The following is a 15690-nucleotide window of genomic DNA, read 5'->3' as shown; positions in this document are numbered from 1 at the left end:
GGAGGTATCATGCGCGGCATGGGTTATCTGTTGGGCGGTGCAGCCGCTCTGGCATTGATATCGTCGCTTGCCTTTGCGACGCCGGGATTCCGTGACCTGAACCATAATGGTCAGCTTGATCCGTATGAGGACCCGCAACTGTCCATCGACCGCCGGCTTGATGATCTTCTCGGGCGGATGACGCTGGAGGAGAAGGTCGGCACCATGATGCATGGCTCCCTGCGGGCCGTGGATTCCCTGACGGGTACATCGGCCAAGGGGTACGATCTGGCGGTGGCGGAGCGCGTCATCAAAGAGACCGGGGTGAACAGCTTCATCACCCGGCTGACCATGCCGCCGGCGGAATTTGCCCGCCAGAACAATGCTATCCAGAAAATCGCGGAGGGTAGCCGTCTCGGCATCCCCGTGACCATCAGTTCCGACCCCAGAAGCCATTTTCTGACGGTGGTCGGCGCCAGTTCGTCCGGCGGCGGCTTCTCCGTCTGGCCGGAGACCCTGGGCCTGGCGGCGATCAATGACCCGTCGCTGGTCCGCCGGTTCGGCGACATCGTTCGTCAGGAATATCGGGCGGTCGGCATCCATATGGCCCTGTCCCCGCAGGCCGATCTGGCAAGCGAACCCCGCTGGGCGCGGGCCGTCGGGACCTTTGGTTCCGATCCGCAAACCGTCTCCACCCTGGCCGGCGCCTATATCCAGGGTTTCCAGGGAAGCGCCAAAGGCCTGACCCCGGGCGGTGTGGCAACGGTGGTGAAGCACTGGGTCGGCTATGGCGCGGAACCGGACGGTTTCGATGCCCATAATTATTATGGCCGCACGGCCCGCCTGGATGATGCCAGCTTCGCGTTGCATGTCGCGGCGTTCAAGGGCGCCTTTGCCGCCGGATCGGCGGGGGTCATGCCCACCTATCCGATCCTGGAGGGGGTGAGCGTCAATGGTCAACCCCTGCCGCCCGTCGCCGCCGGCTACAGCAGGTCGCTGCTGACGGACCTGCTGCGCGGTACCTATGGCTATCGCGGCGTCGTGATTTCCGACTGGGCTATCACCAAGGATTGCCCGGCCGAATGCATGGCACCGACCGCGGAGAAGCCGCAGACACCGGCCTCCATCGCCATGCCCTGGGGCGTGGAGGAACTGTCTCAGGTGCAGCGTTTCGCCAAGGGGGTGGAGGCCGGGCTGGATCAGTTCGGTGGCGTCGACGATCCAACGGCCCTGCTGGCGGCGGTGCGCGAAGGCCGGGTCAGTGAGGCCCGGATTGATCAATCCGTCCGCCGGATATTGTGGCTGAAGTTCGAACTGGGGCTTTTCGACGATCCCTATGTCGATCCCGACCGGGCCGGCACTGTCATCGGTGACCAGAAATTCCAGGCCGAGGCCGGGGCAGCGCAGCGGCGCGCGCAGGTGCTGCTGGAGAACAGGGGCAATCTGCTGCCGCTGAAACCATCGAAAGTGTGGCTGTATCAGGTGGATGCCGCTGTGGCGCGGGCGGCCGGGTTCACCGTCGTGGATGATCCGGCGCAGGCGGATGTCGCCATCGTACGGACGCGCACACCGTTTGAAAAGCTGCATCCCCACCATTTCTTCGGCGCGCGCCAGCATGAAGGGCGACTGGATTTCCGCGACGGAGATGCCGATTATGAGGTGATCAAGAAGGTTGGCGCGACGGTGCCGACAATCGTGGTGGTCGATATGGATCGCCCCGCCGTCCTGACCAACATCAAGGACAAGGCCCGCGCCCTGCTGGTCACCTTTGGCGCCAGTGATGGGGCGGTGATGGATATCGTGACGGGCCGCGCCCGTGCCGAAGGCCGCCTGCCCTTCGAACTGCCTTCATCCATGATGGCAGTGGAGAAGCAAAACCCGGCCCTGCCGGATGACAGCAAGCAACCCCTCTATGTCCGTGGGGCAGGTATCGGGCCACGCCGCTGAAATCGCGGATAACAGACGGGATGGTAACACCATGGTGATGCGAAATATGAAGCTCCGGACCCTGGCCTTGGCCGCCACGGCGCTGATGGCGCTGTCCACGACGGCACGCGCGGCGGACAAGGCCGCCGAAAAGCCGAAGAACATCATTTTCGTGCTGGTCGATGATCTGCGCTTCGATGCCATGGGGTTCCTGACCCCGGGGCTGAAGACCCCCAATATCGATTATCTGGCCAAGAACGGCGTCTATTTCCGCAATGCCGTGGTGACCTCATCGCTGTGTTCGCCCAGCCGGGCCACCATCCTGACCGGCCAGTCGGCCCGCAATCACCGGGTCATCGACAATAATAACTCGTCGGAAGAAGGGTTGATCTTCTTCCCCTCCTACTTGCAGAAGGCCGGCTATCAGACCGGTTTCTTCGGCAAATGGCACATGGGCAATGATACCGATGCGCCGCGCCCCGGCTTTGACCGCTGGGTCAGTTTCAAGGGTCAGGGCACCTATTTCCCGACCCAGGGATTGCCGCCGGCGGCCATCGCCGCCGGCAAACGTCAGACCCTGAATGTCGACGGGCAGCAGGTCGACCGCACCGGCTATATCACCGACGAATTGACCGATTACGCGGTGGACTGGCTGGAAAAGGGCCGCGATCCCAAGAAGCCCTTCTTCCTCTATCTCAGCCACAAGGCCGTGCATTCCGACGCCGAACCGCCGGAACGCTACAAGACCCAGTACAAGGACCTGGATATCCGGCTTCCCGCCAGCCTGGCCAATACGCCGGAAAACAACCAGGGCAAGCCGCTTTGGGTGCAGAATCAGCGCAACAGCTGGCACGGGGCGGATTTCCCCTACCACACCGACAAGCCCCTGACCGAGATGGTGCGCGATTATTACCGTACCCTGTCGCCGGTGGATGACAGTCTGGGCCGGATCATGGCGACCCTGCGCAAGCAGAAGATCGACAAGGATACGGTCATTGTCTTCTACAGCGACAATGGCTTCCTGATCGGGGACCATGGCCTGATCGACAAGCGCAATGCCTATGAACCGTCGGTGCGGGTGCCGATGGTGGTACTGGCCCCCGATCTGCTGCCCAAGGGGGCCACGAACGACGCCGTGGTGCGCAATCTGGATCTGGCCCCGACCTTCCTGGACCTGGCCCATGTCGAAAAGCCCGCCCAGATGGAGGGGCAGAGCATCCTGCCGGTGGCACAGGGCAAGATCAGTGCCCAGGAATGGAACAAACAGGATTTCGTCTACGAATATTATTGGGAATGGTCCTTCCCGCAGACCCCGACCACCTTCGCCATCGAGCGGAACCGGGTGAAGTACATCCAATATCACGGGGTCTGGGACATCGAGGAACTGTATGATCTGAACCAGGACCCGGATGAGATGCACAATCTCATCAATGATCCTGCCTATATGCAGACGAAGATCGAGCTTCGGCGCGCCCTGTTCACCCAGCTTGCCAACAAGGGGAACGACCATGTCGTGCCCTTCACGGAAAAGAAAAGCACCGGCGTGGTCCATCGCGATCAAGCCGGGCCGCGTGCCGCCGATTTCCCGGCGGAATGGTATGTGAAGCCCAATCTGCCCACCAAGATGAACGGTCTGTTCCCGGACAGCGAGGCAAAGGCCAAGGCGGATGCCGAAGGGCGGGCGTATTTCCCGCAGCGTCATTGAAGGCCAAGGCCAAAGACTGTCTATGAACGGGAGGAAAGAATGATGAACTGGCGTCGATTGGGGAAAAGTTCGGTCGTGGCGTTGGCCCTGGGCGTCAGCACCATGGCGCTGGGCACAGGGGCCGGTCTGGCGGCCCCGCCGGCGGCTGCCAATGCCGGACCCACGACACGCACCGAACGCCCGATGAATGTGCTGTTCATCATCGCCGATGATATGGCGGCGCGGCTGGGCTCCTATGGCGCGCCCGTCCGTACCCCCCACATTGACCGGCTGGCATCGCAGGGTGTCAGTTTTGACCGCGCCTATGCGCAATTTCCATGGTGCGGACCCAGCCGCGCCTCCTTCCTGACCGGTACCCGGCCCGACACCACGCGCGTCATGGACCTGGCGACGCCCTTCCGTCAGGCACTGCCCGACATCAAGACTTTGCCGCAATATTTCAAGGATCAGGGCTATTATTCCGGTCGCATCGGCAAGATCTTCCATCAGGGCGTGCCCGGCGATATCGGCCTGGGCGGCCCGGACGACACGCAATCCTGGACGGAAGTGGTCAACCCGCGCGGCCGGGACAAGGATGCGGAAAACGGTGCCCTGATCAATATGACGCCGGGTATCCCCTATGGCTCGGCCATGGCCTATCTTGCCGATGACGGGGCTGACGAGGAACAGACCGACGGCAAGGTGGCCACGGCGGCCATCGACATGCTGAAGGCGAACAAGGACAAGCCGTTCTTCATCGGTGTCGGCTTCTACCGCCCGCATGTGCCGGAAGTGGCGCCGAAGAAATATTTCGACCTGTATCCGCTGGAGACCACCCGCATCGCCGATGAAACGCCGGAAGCCCTGGCCAAGGTTCTGCCGGCGGCCAAGGCCTGGACGCCCGATCATTTCGGCATGAGCCCGGATGAACAGCGGCGCATGATCCAGGCCTATTCCGCCGCCACCAGCTTCATGGATGCCCAGGTCGGGCGCGTGCTGTCGGCGCTGAAGGAACTGGGGCTGGAGGACAATACCATCGTCGTCTTCACCAGCGACCATGGTTTCATGCTGGGCGAACATGGGCAATGGATGAAGAACATCCTGTGGGAGGACAGCGCCCGCGTCCCCCTGATCGTGCGCACACCCGGTATGGCGAAGGCAGGCACCCGGTCGGACCGGACGGTGGAACTGCTGGACCTGTATCCGACCCTGACCAGCCTGGCCGGGTTGCCGCATTATGACCGAAACGAGGGGCAAAGCCTGGAACCACTGCTGACCGATCCGGCCGATCCGAAATGGACCAAGCCGGCCTTGTCCCAGGTTCGCGGTGGGCGCAGCGTGCGGACCGAGCGGTGGCGCTACACGGAATGGGAGGAAGGCGGACAAGGCCGCGAACTCTATGACCATCAGGCCGACCCCGGCGAACATCGCAATCTGGCCCCGGACCCGGCCTATGCGGCGACAGTGGCGGAGCTGAAGGCCCTGCTGCCCAAGGGGCCGGTGGAAAAACGGCCCAAACCCGTGAGCTATGACCCGATCCGCGACTGCCTTGTCCGCCCCCTGTCGAAAGCGCCAGAGGGCGACGGAAAGAAGCCGCCGGCCGCCGGGGAGGCCAAAGGCGGCGGGGAGGGCGGCGGTGCCGCCAGGGTTTGCAGCGAGATTGATCCGTGATCTAACTGCGCCCACGGAAAGGCGATCGACGATGAGTGATGTGATGGTTGATACGGACGCCCGTTTCGAGGGCATGCGGCGCCTGGAGGGTGGGTCGTTCCAGATGGGGTCCAACCGGTTCTATCCCGAAGAACGACCGGCCCGCCCGGTGCGGGTGAACGGCTTCTGGATCGACGAGACGCCCGTGACCAACCGGCAGTTCCGCCGCTTCGTTGAGGCGACCGGTTACGTTACCTTTGCTGAGATCGCCCCGGACCCCAAGGATTATCCGGGCATGCCGATTGAACTGGCCCAGCCCGGTTCCCTGGTCTTCCGCCGGACGCGGGGACCCGTGGACATGCGGGACTTCAGCCAATGGTGGAAGTTCGAATTTGGTGCCGACTGGCGTCATCCGCTGGGCAAAGGCAGTTCCATCGACGGCCTGGATGACCATCCCGTCGTGCAGATTGCCTATCAGGACGCCGAAGCCTATACGAAATGGGCCGGCAAGGAACTGCCGACCGAAGCGGAATGGGAATTCGCGGCCCGCGGCGGGCTGGATGGCGCCGAGTTCGCCTGGGGCGATGAGTTGGCGCCGGACGGTGCCATGCTGGCCAATTATTGGCAGGGCGCCTTTCCCCAAGCCAACGACATGCTGGATGGCTGGGAGCGGACCTCGCCGGTCGGCACCTACCCGCCTAACGGTTTCGGCCTGTTCGACATGATCGGCAATGTCTGGGAATGGACATCCGACTGGTGGTCGCTGCCGTCCGTACCGGCGAAGCCTTTCAAGGGGGCCTGCTGCGTGCCGGCCAATCCGCGCGGCGGCAAGGAACGCGACAGCTATGATCCCTGCACCCCGCATGTCCGCATCGGCCGGAGAGTGCTGAAGGGCGGCTCTCATCTCTGCGCACCCAATTACTGCCAGCGCTACCGCCCGGCCGCACGCCACCCCCAGGCCATCGACAGCCCGACCACCCATATCGGTTTCCGCTGTGTCATCCGGGATAATCATGGCTCGCAGCGGTAGACCGAAACGACCAGAACTTAACTTGCGTGTTTGAGCAACTGTATTTGCGGTCAAGCGGCTTTCCATTGATCAGGCTGCTGACAAACCCCGTCGAAATTCGGCAGGTTTTTTGGGGGGGGTGTCAATGTCGGCATTCAGGAGCCGTCTTCGCCCCATTGAACAACCACAATGGGGCGACGTCTCTATAATGTTCCTGATAAGCCAATCGGCTTCGTATTATGAACAGGCAACATCGGTCGTAGGTCTGTTATTATTCAATGAATTAGCCACCAACTAGCAAGTATACGGGCAGCTAAGAGATTATTGCTCTGCTCAGCTCTCGTTTCCGGTTCAGTGGTATCTTGTGTCGATGGGAGATTCCCTCGTAACGTTGTCTTTTCAAGATGGCGCAAGGGCCGAGCATGTCAGTCGAGATCCAAGGTCAGCTTGCAGCACTGCTCGCTGATTACCTCACCGCCCGACAAGGCGCGCCCTTCCCCGGCGATTTCCGGCAACGGTTCGACAAGCTGGAACAGGCCATCGCACAACTGCCGGCCCTACAGTCCAGGCCGACCTTGCTGATCCGTGCCGGTTTCGGCGTGGGACGATGGGCCAAGGTTCCCTGGTTGGTCATCCTGGACCCCAGGGAGACGACTACGCCACAGCGGGGCGTGGCCGTCGCGCTCAATTTCCGGCAAGACATGGCGGGTATAAGCCTGAGCCTGAACCAGGGCGCAGCGCGGGATTTGGCGGAACGGGGACGGAAAGAGGCGCGGGCGGCATGGCGGACGCGGGCAAGCCGCGCACGGGAGTTGATCGGTGATCTGGCATCGGTCGGATTTCGACTGGATGGGGACCTCGGCTTGGGCCAGGATGACGGCAATGATGCCGGCGACTTGGCCGCCCGGACCATTGCCTGGGCAGCATTCCCCGCCAATGCGCTTCCCGACGACACAACCCTGAACCGTTTGTTAGACGCTTTGCTGGTCGGATACGAACGCTGGGTCGCTGATCAGAACAAGGGCCATCCTGTGTTGGCCTTCGAGACGGGTGCCCTGCGGGAAATGCGGCAGCGGTTTCTGGCGCACATGACCGGCTTTCTTACTTTCACCGATAGCAGCGGCACCTACCGGCGGCACGAAAGGGATTACAAGACGCAACTGGCGGCAATCTTCCAGGCGGAGGTGCTGCCGCTGTTGACGGCCCCACCGGAAGACGTCAACCAGGCCGAAGCGGCGATCCACGCCCTTCACCAATTGCTGACCAAGCGAAAGGTTGGGGAGCCGCCAGCCATCCAGAACCTGTTGTCCTGGCGCGCCACGGAGCATCTGGGCCGGCTGCGCGGAGCCGAGGCGCTGGAAGCCTTTCACCTGTTCCGTGATCTTCTTTCCGGCAATGGCGACACACCCACGCGGGTGGAACGGTTCAACGCCAGCTATGTCGCCATCCTGAGCCGCTATATGACATCCGGTACGCAAGGTGTCAGCCGCAGCCTGCCTACCTTGCTGTTGATGCTGGGTGATCCGGCGCACGAAATTTTCGTGCGCACCACCCTGTTCAACGATGTCGCGCGGCAGTTGGGATGTCCGCGCCCGTTGAGCGATGAGCATCTGAACGCCGGCGATTACGAGGCTTGCCTGCGCTTCGCGTCTGCGATCCGGACCTGCCTTCAGGACTGGGGATGGCAGCCGCAAGACATGATCGACGTCCAGAGCTTCCTCTGGGTGGCAGCATCGGGTGCCTATACAGAGGCCCCGCTGGATGCCTTCAATGATGCCACCGATCCACAGTCCGAACGACGCATCTTCAAGATCGCACCCGGCGAACAGGCACGGTTCTGGCCGGAATGCCGGAAAGAGGGGATCATCCGCATCGGTTGGGACCGGGTTGGCGACCTGCGCGTGTTTCCCACCGATGGCCTGGAGGACCTGAAACAGGCGTTGCGCAATGCGTATCCTGAACACTATACCGGTTCCGGGGCAAGACGGGCCACCGGCACCAGGAAGGCCAAGGAACTTTGGCTGTTCCGCAACCTGCAACCAGGCGACATCATCCTGGCCACCCGTGGCGCCAGCGAGATCCTGGCCATGGGCGAGGTGATGGAGCCGGGATATAGTTTTGATCCCGCGCGGCCGGAATATCAGCATACCGTAGCGGTGCGCTGGAACCTGGACTATGGCCGCGATGTCCGGGACGAGCTGCCGCCCGGTGTGCGTTCCGTCTGGATGAACTGTGCCATCTGTCCCGTCGACCGGGCCATCTACACTGCCATCCTGGGTGAACACTCCGTCCCGGATGTGCCTATCCTGCCGGATGATCTTGACGGCACAGAGCCGGAGCTGGCCGGGGATTTCTACCTTGAGCCGTCCTTCCCCGACACTGTATCCGCCATCGCCGCCCGTGGCCTGAAACTGCCGGAGCGGTTGCTGCGCCGCTATCATGTGGCGTTGAAGACGCGGGGCTTCGTCATCCTGGCCGGCGTGTCGGGAACGGGCAAGACCTGGCTGGCCGAAGCCTATGCCCAGGCGGTGGCGGCTGAATATCTGGTGGTGCCGGTCGCGCCGAACTGGACCAGCCGGGAGGATCTGCTGGGCTATGTCAGCCCGACCAGCGGGGAGTATCAGCATACGGCGTTCAGCCGCTTTCTGATCCGGGCAGTCAAGGCCCATGAACAAGCCGAAGACAAGAACAAGGCCCGCCCCTTCCATGTCATCCTGGACGAGATGAATCTGGCGCGGGCCGAACATTACTTCGCCGATTTCCTGTCGGTTCTGGAACTGCGCAACCGGCATGGCCAGGCCAGCCTGACATTGGGTGAGACGGCCGTCAGCCTGTTCGGCAATCTGGTCTTCATCGGCACTGTCAATATGGACGAGACGACGCACGGCTTCGCCCATAAAATCTATGACCGCGCCCAGGTTATTGAGGTGACGTTGGACCGGCCGACGCTGGCCGCCCATATTGCCGGGCGGGCCTATGCCAATATCCTGCTGGACCTGTGGGATGCGCTGGGTTCCGTCGCACCCTTTGCCATGCGCACCGCCGATGATATCGCCGATTATGTGGAGGGGGCGACCGCCCTGGGCGCGGCGTGGGAGGAGGCGTTTGACGAGGCCATGCTGCAAAAGCTGCTGCCCCGCATCCGGGGCTTCGATCCCGGCCTGGCGGAGGTGTTGCAGAAACTGTCGGCCCTGACCCAACATACCTTCCCGTTGAGCCATGCCAAGGTCGAGCAGATGATGAAGGGGCTGCGCGATGGTGCCGTCTCCTTCTTCTGACCTGTTATTCCTGGACCTGAAGGGCCAGCAACGGGGCGTCGAGGAATGGCGGCACCTCCTGCTGCGCCTGCCCTGCGCCCCGGATGACTGGCACGGCGTCAGCCTGACGGTGAACGGTATGGAGCGGCCGGCGCAGCTTCGCCGCTTCGGCCAGACCAATTCTGTGGTGTGCGACTGGCCGCCCAGTGCCGCCGGCACCTATCAGATCACCGTCACCGGCATGAGGCAGGGGACGGTGACGCAGCGGTTATTCGTGCCGCCGGCCAAGCTGTCGACGACGCAACTGTCGACCCTGCTGACCGATCTGGATCAGCGCCTGCCCCATGCGCTGGTGGCCAGCCTGCGCCAGGGTGGCGCCCTGGCGGGGTTGCATGGGCAGCAACCGCCAGGCCCGACCGGGGCCGGGGCGGAGCTGGAGCGGCTTTGCGCCATCGTGGACGGCGACCGGGGCCTTGCCGCCCTATTGCGCCGCATCGCCCATGACCCGCACCGCCGGCTGCAGGAAGTGCTGTGGGACGTGCCAACGGCAAGGGCGCGACGGATCGGCCCGCGACAGCTGCGCGAAGCACTGTACCGCGACCGGCATGTCGATGATGACGGGGTTCCCCTGCGCATCTGTGACCGGCGGGTGGAACCCACCTGTGATGTGCCGGAAAACCGGCTGCTGCGGCATCTGCATGACATGGTCAGGGGGCGGCTGGCCCGTCTGGCACTGATCCTGCGTGATGATGGCAATGGCCGATGCGCGCAGGTGATGGCGCGCCTGAAGACAGCCCGCCAGACGGCGCTGTTCCTGGACGAGGTGGGGGCCCTGCCCCACCCGCCCACCCAGCCCAGCCAGGTGATGATCCACCGGCCGGATTATGCGCGGGTCCTATCGCTGTGGCGACAATTGACGGAGGGGCTGACCGTCCGGCTGGACGATGCGTCGATAACGACCGGCATGGACAGTGTGCCCGCGCTTTATGAGCTGTGGGGCTGCCTGTCGGTCATGGCCATGGTGGCGGGCGCGGCGGTGGAGCAGGGGTTCCAGGTCATCCGTCAGACGCTGGTCATGGCGGTGCCGGGCTGCCTGTTGGTGAGGCTGCCGCCGGGCGGACAATGCGCGCTGGAACTGGCCCATGAAGATGGGCGGCGAATGACGGCGACACCGCAGCGCAGCTTTGGCCCCGGCGGCCCCCTGCGCAGTGTCAGCTTTCCGCAGCGGCCCGATCTGGTGGTGGAGCTGGCGGTACCCGGCACGCCGCCGCGCCTGCTGATCTTCGATCCGAAATACAAGCTGGAGGATGGGCCCGGCACCGGCCCGCAGAAGGGTGATATCGACAAGATGCACGCCTATCGCGACGCCATCATCCATGCCGATGGCCGCCGGGCCGTCCGCCATGCCGCCATCCTGTATCCCGGCCCCGACCGGTGCTTCGGCGCGGGCGTATCGGCCATCGGGGCCGTGCCGGGGGACGACGCCCCCCTCACGGCCCGCGTCCGGCAGGTGCTGGAAACGCACCTGTTCGGGGATGATCCTCAGCCCCCCTCATAGGCGCGCTGGATCAGGGGTTCGGCCTTGCGCAAATCGTCCAGGCTGGACAGCGTCACCTCCACATCGCCGGTGCCGTAATGGCCCACGGCCCGCACATCCCGCGTGAAGCCCGGTTCCAGCGCCACGCTGTCGGGGTTCAGTTTCAGGTACAGCACCGTTGTGCCATGGCTGGGAAACGCCTCCAGACAGCAGAAATTGCGCAGGCGTTTGAAGGCGATGTAATGCATCAGCTCCTTCATCTGCACATCATCACCCAGCGCCAGCAGATGGGCCCGCACCGCCTCATACAGATCAGCAGCGGGCGGCGACAATCTGGCGATGCGATAGGCGATGCCCTTCACCACCCCTGCCACCGGCCCCGCCTCTGCCGGTGATGCCGCCGGTGCGGCGGGTTCCGGCGGCGGGCGGGTGACAGGGGCCGTGGCTGGCGTCGCCTGCGTGGCATTCACCAGTTCCAGCAGCAGCAGATCATCGCCATAATGGCGATAGCGGATCAGTTCGATGCTGCGGTTGATCTGCTTCACCGCATGTTCGTCATAGCGGGTGAAGTCACCGGCAATGCACAGCAGGCGCGGGGCCGACCAGTCCACGGCCTTGGCGGCGTCGGCCCCCAGCTTCTCCATCACCAGCCACTGGAACTCCTTGCGGTGGTCCAGCAGCCAGTCGAGATAGAACAGGCCCTGGTTGATGACATTCTCATTCAGCGCCCGCTTATACTCGATGATCACCGGGCAGCCATTTTCATCCAGGCCCAGCGTGTCGATCCGCCCGCCATGCACCTTGCCCGTGCTATATTCCGACGCCAGAAACCGCACGCCCAGCAAGCCGTCCAGGTTCGCCTCGAACAGCACCTGCAAGGATTTCTCCACCTGTGCCGCCCGGGCGGACAGTTCGGCGGGGCCGGTGGGGGAGAGGCGGAAGAGTTTCAGGTCAGGCATGGGTCAGCGGGCCTTCAGCAAGGCGGCGTTCACCGCGTGGTGGCAGGCCGTGGCATAATCCTTTGCCTGCTCATAACCTTGATTGGTGCCCTGAAACCAGCCCAGTATTTCGACGCGGCCATCGACCAGGTGTGCCTGAACCACCCACTCGCCCATCGGCCGTTCCGCCATGTCCGGCAGCGGCGGTAACGCGCCAAACTGTACGACCTTCACTTCAGGAAGATGGTCCACGCCGCGAAGACCATTCCCGAAATCGAGTACCGGCGGATAAGCAGGGGCGAGCGGTTCGGGCTCCGGCATCCGCACGATATCAATCTTCTCGATCAGGGCGGCTTTAAACGAACGGCCATCGGGCATCAGGGCAAGCATGGGTCAGGCATCCTCCCGCTTCCGTCGCCGCGGCTTGATCTCCCCCTCCACACGCTCCGCCCGGATACGGTCCAGCAGCACAGCGGCCGGCTCATCCGCCGGGTCTTGGGGAACCAGTTCGCCCCGGAAGGCTTTGGCGAGGATGGATTGGGTTAGGGCGGTGTGTTTAGTGTCACATCTTTCTATTATTAACTTCAGCTCTCGAATTGATGCCATAGCATGGCTTACTCTCCGGCATATCTCATCTTGCTCCTCCAAAGATGGCAATGGCACAACGAGCTTCTTCAGCTTTGAGCCATTGACGTTGGCTTGCCCAACTTGCTGGTCCAGAACCGACGCAACCCAACGCCTCCCAAATGGAGAATTTATAAAGTAAGCGAGAAATTGTGGGCGATAAAGAACCGTGCGAATCCGAATTAGGTAAGATGCGAAGGATGCAACGGCAGGATGCCCGTTGTAAACTGCCGTCTTTCCAACTAAATCAGCGGAGTTTGTTCGATTAAACAATACATCACCAGGACTTAGCATTAAATTCGCAAAATCAGGACAATCATTTGGCAGATACTTTAATTTCGAAAAATCAAGAAAACCATCAACGATATTTCCCATTCGGAGAACGGATACACCATTTTCTACATCATTCGTCTTCTCTGAAGTCCCATACTGAATCAAATCTGTAACTTGCTCTACAGTGGCAAAAGTCCAATGTTCTGGCAAGTTTCCGTGTGGATATTCCGCTACAGGTTCAGGTTCCAGATATCGAGTGCGGTCAGGATTCCGTCCAGCGGAGCGAATACCCTCTGCCCAACGCTCCTTTCGACACGCAGATATCAAATGAAGCAGACTAGCGGCTCCGCACAAATCCCCACCTATCTCTCGCCAATCAGCCGTCAAATCCCCGCGAAACGCGGCGGCGAGGAGGGATTGGCGGTAACGGTCGAGCAGGGCGGGCAGAGTGTCCAAGGCGGCCTTGGCCTTGGCACCCTTGGCCAACAGCGCCTCAATCCGCTCCACAATCCGATGTTGTTCGGGCAGCGGTGGGAGGGGAAGGGGTAAATCCTGAATGGCCTGCTGACCAATGTTACGCATCGAAAGCTGATTGCCAGAACTGGCACTTTGAATGGACTTACGCCCTTCCGGGGTGCGCAACCACCAGAGCAGCCAATTCTTGAACTCTCCCGCAAACCGAAAGCGAAGAATTTTATCGCTAAGATACAGCTCTTGTTCATGCGGCCCAGCGATGACGCAAGCGCCAACCAATTCAAGGGTGTTGGCCCGGCTGAACAAAAAGTCGCCCTCGACAATTCGGTCGGCAACGTCCAACCGTCCACGATCCAGGACCACCTTCGATTGGTCCGGGCGAAATTCTCCCCAGGTCACGGCACTGATCTTGATGATCGCAGGCTCGCCCGATTCCGGCGGCCTTTCAACGCAACGGAAGCTGCTTCCGGCTTCAATGCGCGTGACGACATCCCCAACCTTGGCCCAGGACCACCCCTCTGGAATCGCAAAGGGCTCACCGCCACTCATACCCCCGCCCCCACACTCTCCGGTTCCAGCAATGCCGCCAGTTCTTCCATCTCCTCCAACGCGGTGCGCAGTTGGTCGATGATCTCGGCGGCCAGGGTTTCGGGTGGGGGCAGGTCTTCGCTGCTGCTGCCTTCCTCGCGCAGCCAGGTGATGTCCAGATTGTCGCCGCGGGCCGCGATCTGGTCGCGGGTGAAGGGGCGGAAGCGGCCGTCCTCCCCCTGGTCCTGGCGGGGGGATCGGCCGTGCGGGTCGGGGCCATAGGCGGCTTCGACATCGGCGAAATGGCTGCGGGTCAGGGGGCGGGTCTTGCCGAACGGCGGCTGGCCCGTGCGCATGTCATAGATCCAGGTGATGGCGGTATTGCCCCGGTCGCTGCGTCCACGGGTGAAGAACAGCACATTGGTCTTCACCCCCTGGGCATAGAAAATGCCCGTGGGCAGGCGCAGGATGGTGTGCAGGTCGCACTTGTCCATCAGATCGCGGCGCACATCGCGGCCCACCCCATCCTCAAACAACACATTGTCGGGCAGGACCACGGCGGCGCGGCCCCCCGGTTTCAGGCCGCGATAGATATGCTGTAGAAAGCATAGCTGCTTGTTGGAGGTGGGGAAGGTAAGGTCGTCACGGCTTGGCAATCCCCCGCCCTTCTTGGTGCCAAAGGGTGGGTTGGTCAGGATCAGGTCGGCCTTTTCCAGCGCCGACCCATCGGGCGACAGGGCATCGCCCACATGCACCGGCCCCTCAATCCCATGCAGGATCAGGTTCATCAGGCCCAGACGCTGTGCATCCTGCACCAGTTCCAGCCCCTGAAAGGCGCGCACCCGCTGAAAATACTGCATGGATTCGGGCAGGGTGAACAAATCCTCCGTCTGCCCCTTGATGTAACGGTCGGCGGCGATCAGGAAGCCGCCGGTGCCGGCGGCGGGGTCCTGCACCACCTCCCCCGGCTGTGGCCGCATCAGGGAAACCATGCTGTCGATCAGGCAACGCGGGGTGAAATATTGCCCAGCCCCGGACTTCTTCTCCTCCGCGTTCTTCTGCAACAACCCTTCGTACAGATCACCCAGCCCCTCTGTCCGGGCGGAGTACCAGTCCAGCCCATCCAGATGATCGACCAGCGTTTTCAGGTTGGTCGGGCGTTTCAGGAAGGTCTGGGCATTGGCATAGATCTCCTGCACCCGCTCACTGCCCTCCGCGCCCAGGCGGATCAGCATCTGGCGGTAGAAGGTCAGCTGCTCCGTCCCCGTCTGCCGCTTCAGGTCCGCCCAGCGCAGGCCGGGCGGAAGGTTGGGCGCGTGCTTGCCTTCCTCCGCCCCCGTCTCCTCCGCCATTTTCAGGAACAGCAGATAGGTCAGCTCCGTCACATATTGGTGATAGGTAATGCCGTCATCGCGCAGGACATGGCAGAGGTTCCAGAGTTTGGAGACGATGTCGAGGGTGGTCATTGCGCCCGTTTGATGCCGTGGGAATAATAAAATGAAGATGTATCGAACGTTATCCGATCAATGATAACCGACCCGTCATCGATATGACCATCTATAGTGGCTGGAAAAACGTCACTCATCTCATCATCTGTATAAGACAGCGTCACATATACATTCACAAGAATTGAGAATTTATCCCCATTCCAGATGATTTCATCGTCAAATATTTCGACCAAATCAATGGCAGTGTCAGGAGACAGGTCCGCCATTTCCGACCAGGTCGGGAACAAACGCAAATCCAGGGATTCGATCTTTGCACGAATGGCCTGTCGCCGCGCCGCCGTTCGGTCATCCGTGGTCATCATG

The 15690-nt window shown here is 62.1% G+C and carries 11 protein-coding genes; 6 read left to right on the top strand and 5 right to left on the bottom strand.

The features are described 5' to 3' along the window. Positions 1 to 9: 9 nt before the first annotated feature. The 6 genes from AC1Q7F_RS27345 to AC1Q7F_RS27320 all read left to right on the top strand — a co-directional run bounded on the left by AC1Q7F_RS27345 (position 10) and on the right by AC1Q7F_RS27320 (position 11063). Complete coding sequence (locus AC1Q7F_RS27345) at positions 10 to 1926, top strand: glycoside hydrolase family 3 protein (RefSeq protein ID WP_492511722.1); 1917 nt, start codon at positions 10 to 12, stop codon at positions 1924 to 1926. A gap of 46 nt (positions 1927 to 1972) precedes the next feature. Continuing rightward, positions 1973 to 3610, top strand: coding sequence for a sulfatase family protein (locus AC1Q7F_RS27340; protein WP_492511721.1), 1638 nt, complete (start codon positions 1973 to 1975; stop codon positions 3608 to 3610). A 39-nt stretch (positions 3611 to 3649) separates the two neighbouring features. Then, the gene (locus tag AC1Q7F_RS27335; protein ID WP_492511720.1) at positions 3650 to 5260 is read left to right on the top strand and encodes a sulfatase; all 1611 of its coding nucleotides are present in this window, start codon (positions 3650 to 3652) and stop codon (positions 5258 to 5260) included. Between the two features lie 43 nt (positions 5261 to 5303). After that, on the top strand, positions 5304 to 6269 hold the full coding sequence (locus tag AC1Q7F_RS27330) for a formylglycine-generating enzyme family protein (RefSeq protein WP_492511719.1): 966 nt from the start codon (positions 5304 to 5306) through the stop codon (positions 6267 to 6269). Between the two features lie 401 nt (positions 6270 to 6670). Further along, positions 6671 to 9526 carry an MrcB family domain-containing protein gene (locus AC1Q7F_RS27325; RefSeq protein ID WP_492511718.1) on the top strand — a complete coding sequence of 952 codons (2856 nt, stop codon included), beginning with the start codon at positions 6671 to 6673 and terminating at the stop codon, positions 9524 to 9526. Beyond that, the gene (locus AC1Q7F_RS27320) at positions 9504 to 11063 is read left to right on the top strand and encodes a DUF2357 domain-containing protein (RefSeq protein WP_492511717.1); all 1560 of its coding nucleotides are present in this window, start codon (positions 9504 to 9506) and stop codon (positions 11061 to 11063) included. The genes AC1Q7F_RS27325 and AC1Q7F_RS27320 overlap by 23 nt, the downstream gene beginning before the upstream one ends. Here the strand turns inward: AC1Q7F_RS27320 and AC1Q7F_RS27315 are convergent. Genes AC1Q7F_RS27315 through AC1Q7F_RS27295 form a run of 5 tightly spaced genes read right to left on the bottom strand, consistent with a single transcriptional unit; the run spans position 11048 to position 15686 of the window. After that, entirely contained in the window at positions 11048 to 12001 is a 954-nt protein-coding gene (locus AC1Q7F_RS27315; protein WP_492511716.1) for a DUF5655 domain-containing protein, read from the bottom strand. The genes AC1Q7F_RS27320 and AC1Q7F_RS27315 overlap by 16 nt on opposite strands. A gap of 3 nt (positions 12002 to 12004) precedes the next feature. After that, the gene (locus AC1Q7F_RS27310; protein ID WP_492511715.1) at positions 12005 to 12370 is read right to left on the bottom strand and encodes a hypothetical protein; all 366 of its coding nucleotides are present in this window, start codon (positions 12368 to 12370) and stop codon (positions 12005 to 12007) included. Between the two features lie 3 nt (positions 12371 to 12373). After that, complete coding sequence (locus AC1Q7F_RS27305; RefSeq protein WP_492511714.1) at positions 12374 to 13900, bottom strand: restriction endonuclease subunit S; 1527 nt, start codon at positions 13898 to 13900, stop codon at positions 12374 to 12376. Continuing rightward, positions 13897 to 15345 (bottom strand): class I SAM-dependent DNA methyltransferase, encoded by a 1449-nt coding sequence (locus AC1Q7F_RS27300; RefSeq protein ID WP_492511713.1) that lies wholly within the window; start codon positions 15343 to 15345, stop codon positions 13897 to 13899. The genes AC1Q7F_RS27305 and AC1Q7F_RS27300 overlap by 4 nt, the downstream gene beginning before the upstream one ends. Next, positions 15342 to 15686 (bottom strand): hypothetical protein, encoded by a 345-nt coding sequence (locus AC1Q7F_RS27295; RefSeq protein WP_492511712.1) that lies wholly within the window; start codon positions 15684 to 15686, stop codon positions 15342 to 15344. Before AC1Q7F_RS27295 ends, AC1Q7F_RS27300 begins: the two co-directional genes overlap by 4 nt. Positions 15687 to 15690: the final 4 nt, after the last annotated feature.

This window comes from Niveispirillum sp. GW835-FHT14G11 (assembly GCF_058793615.1).
The sequence above is the reverse complement of the archived record's forward strand: the minus strand, read 5'-3'. Positions and strand labels throughout refer to the sequence as shown.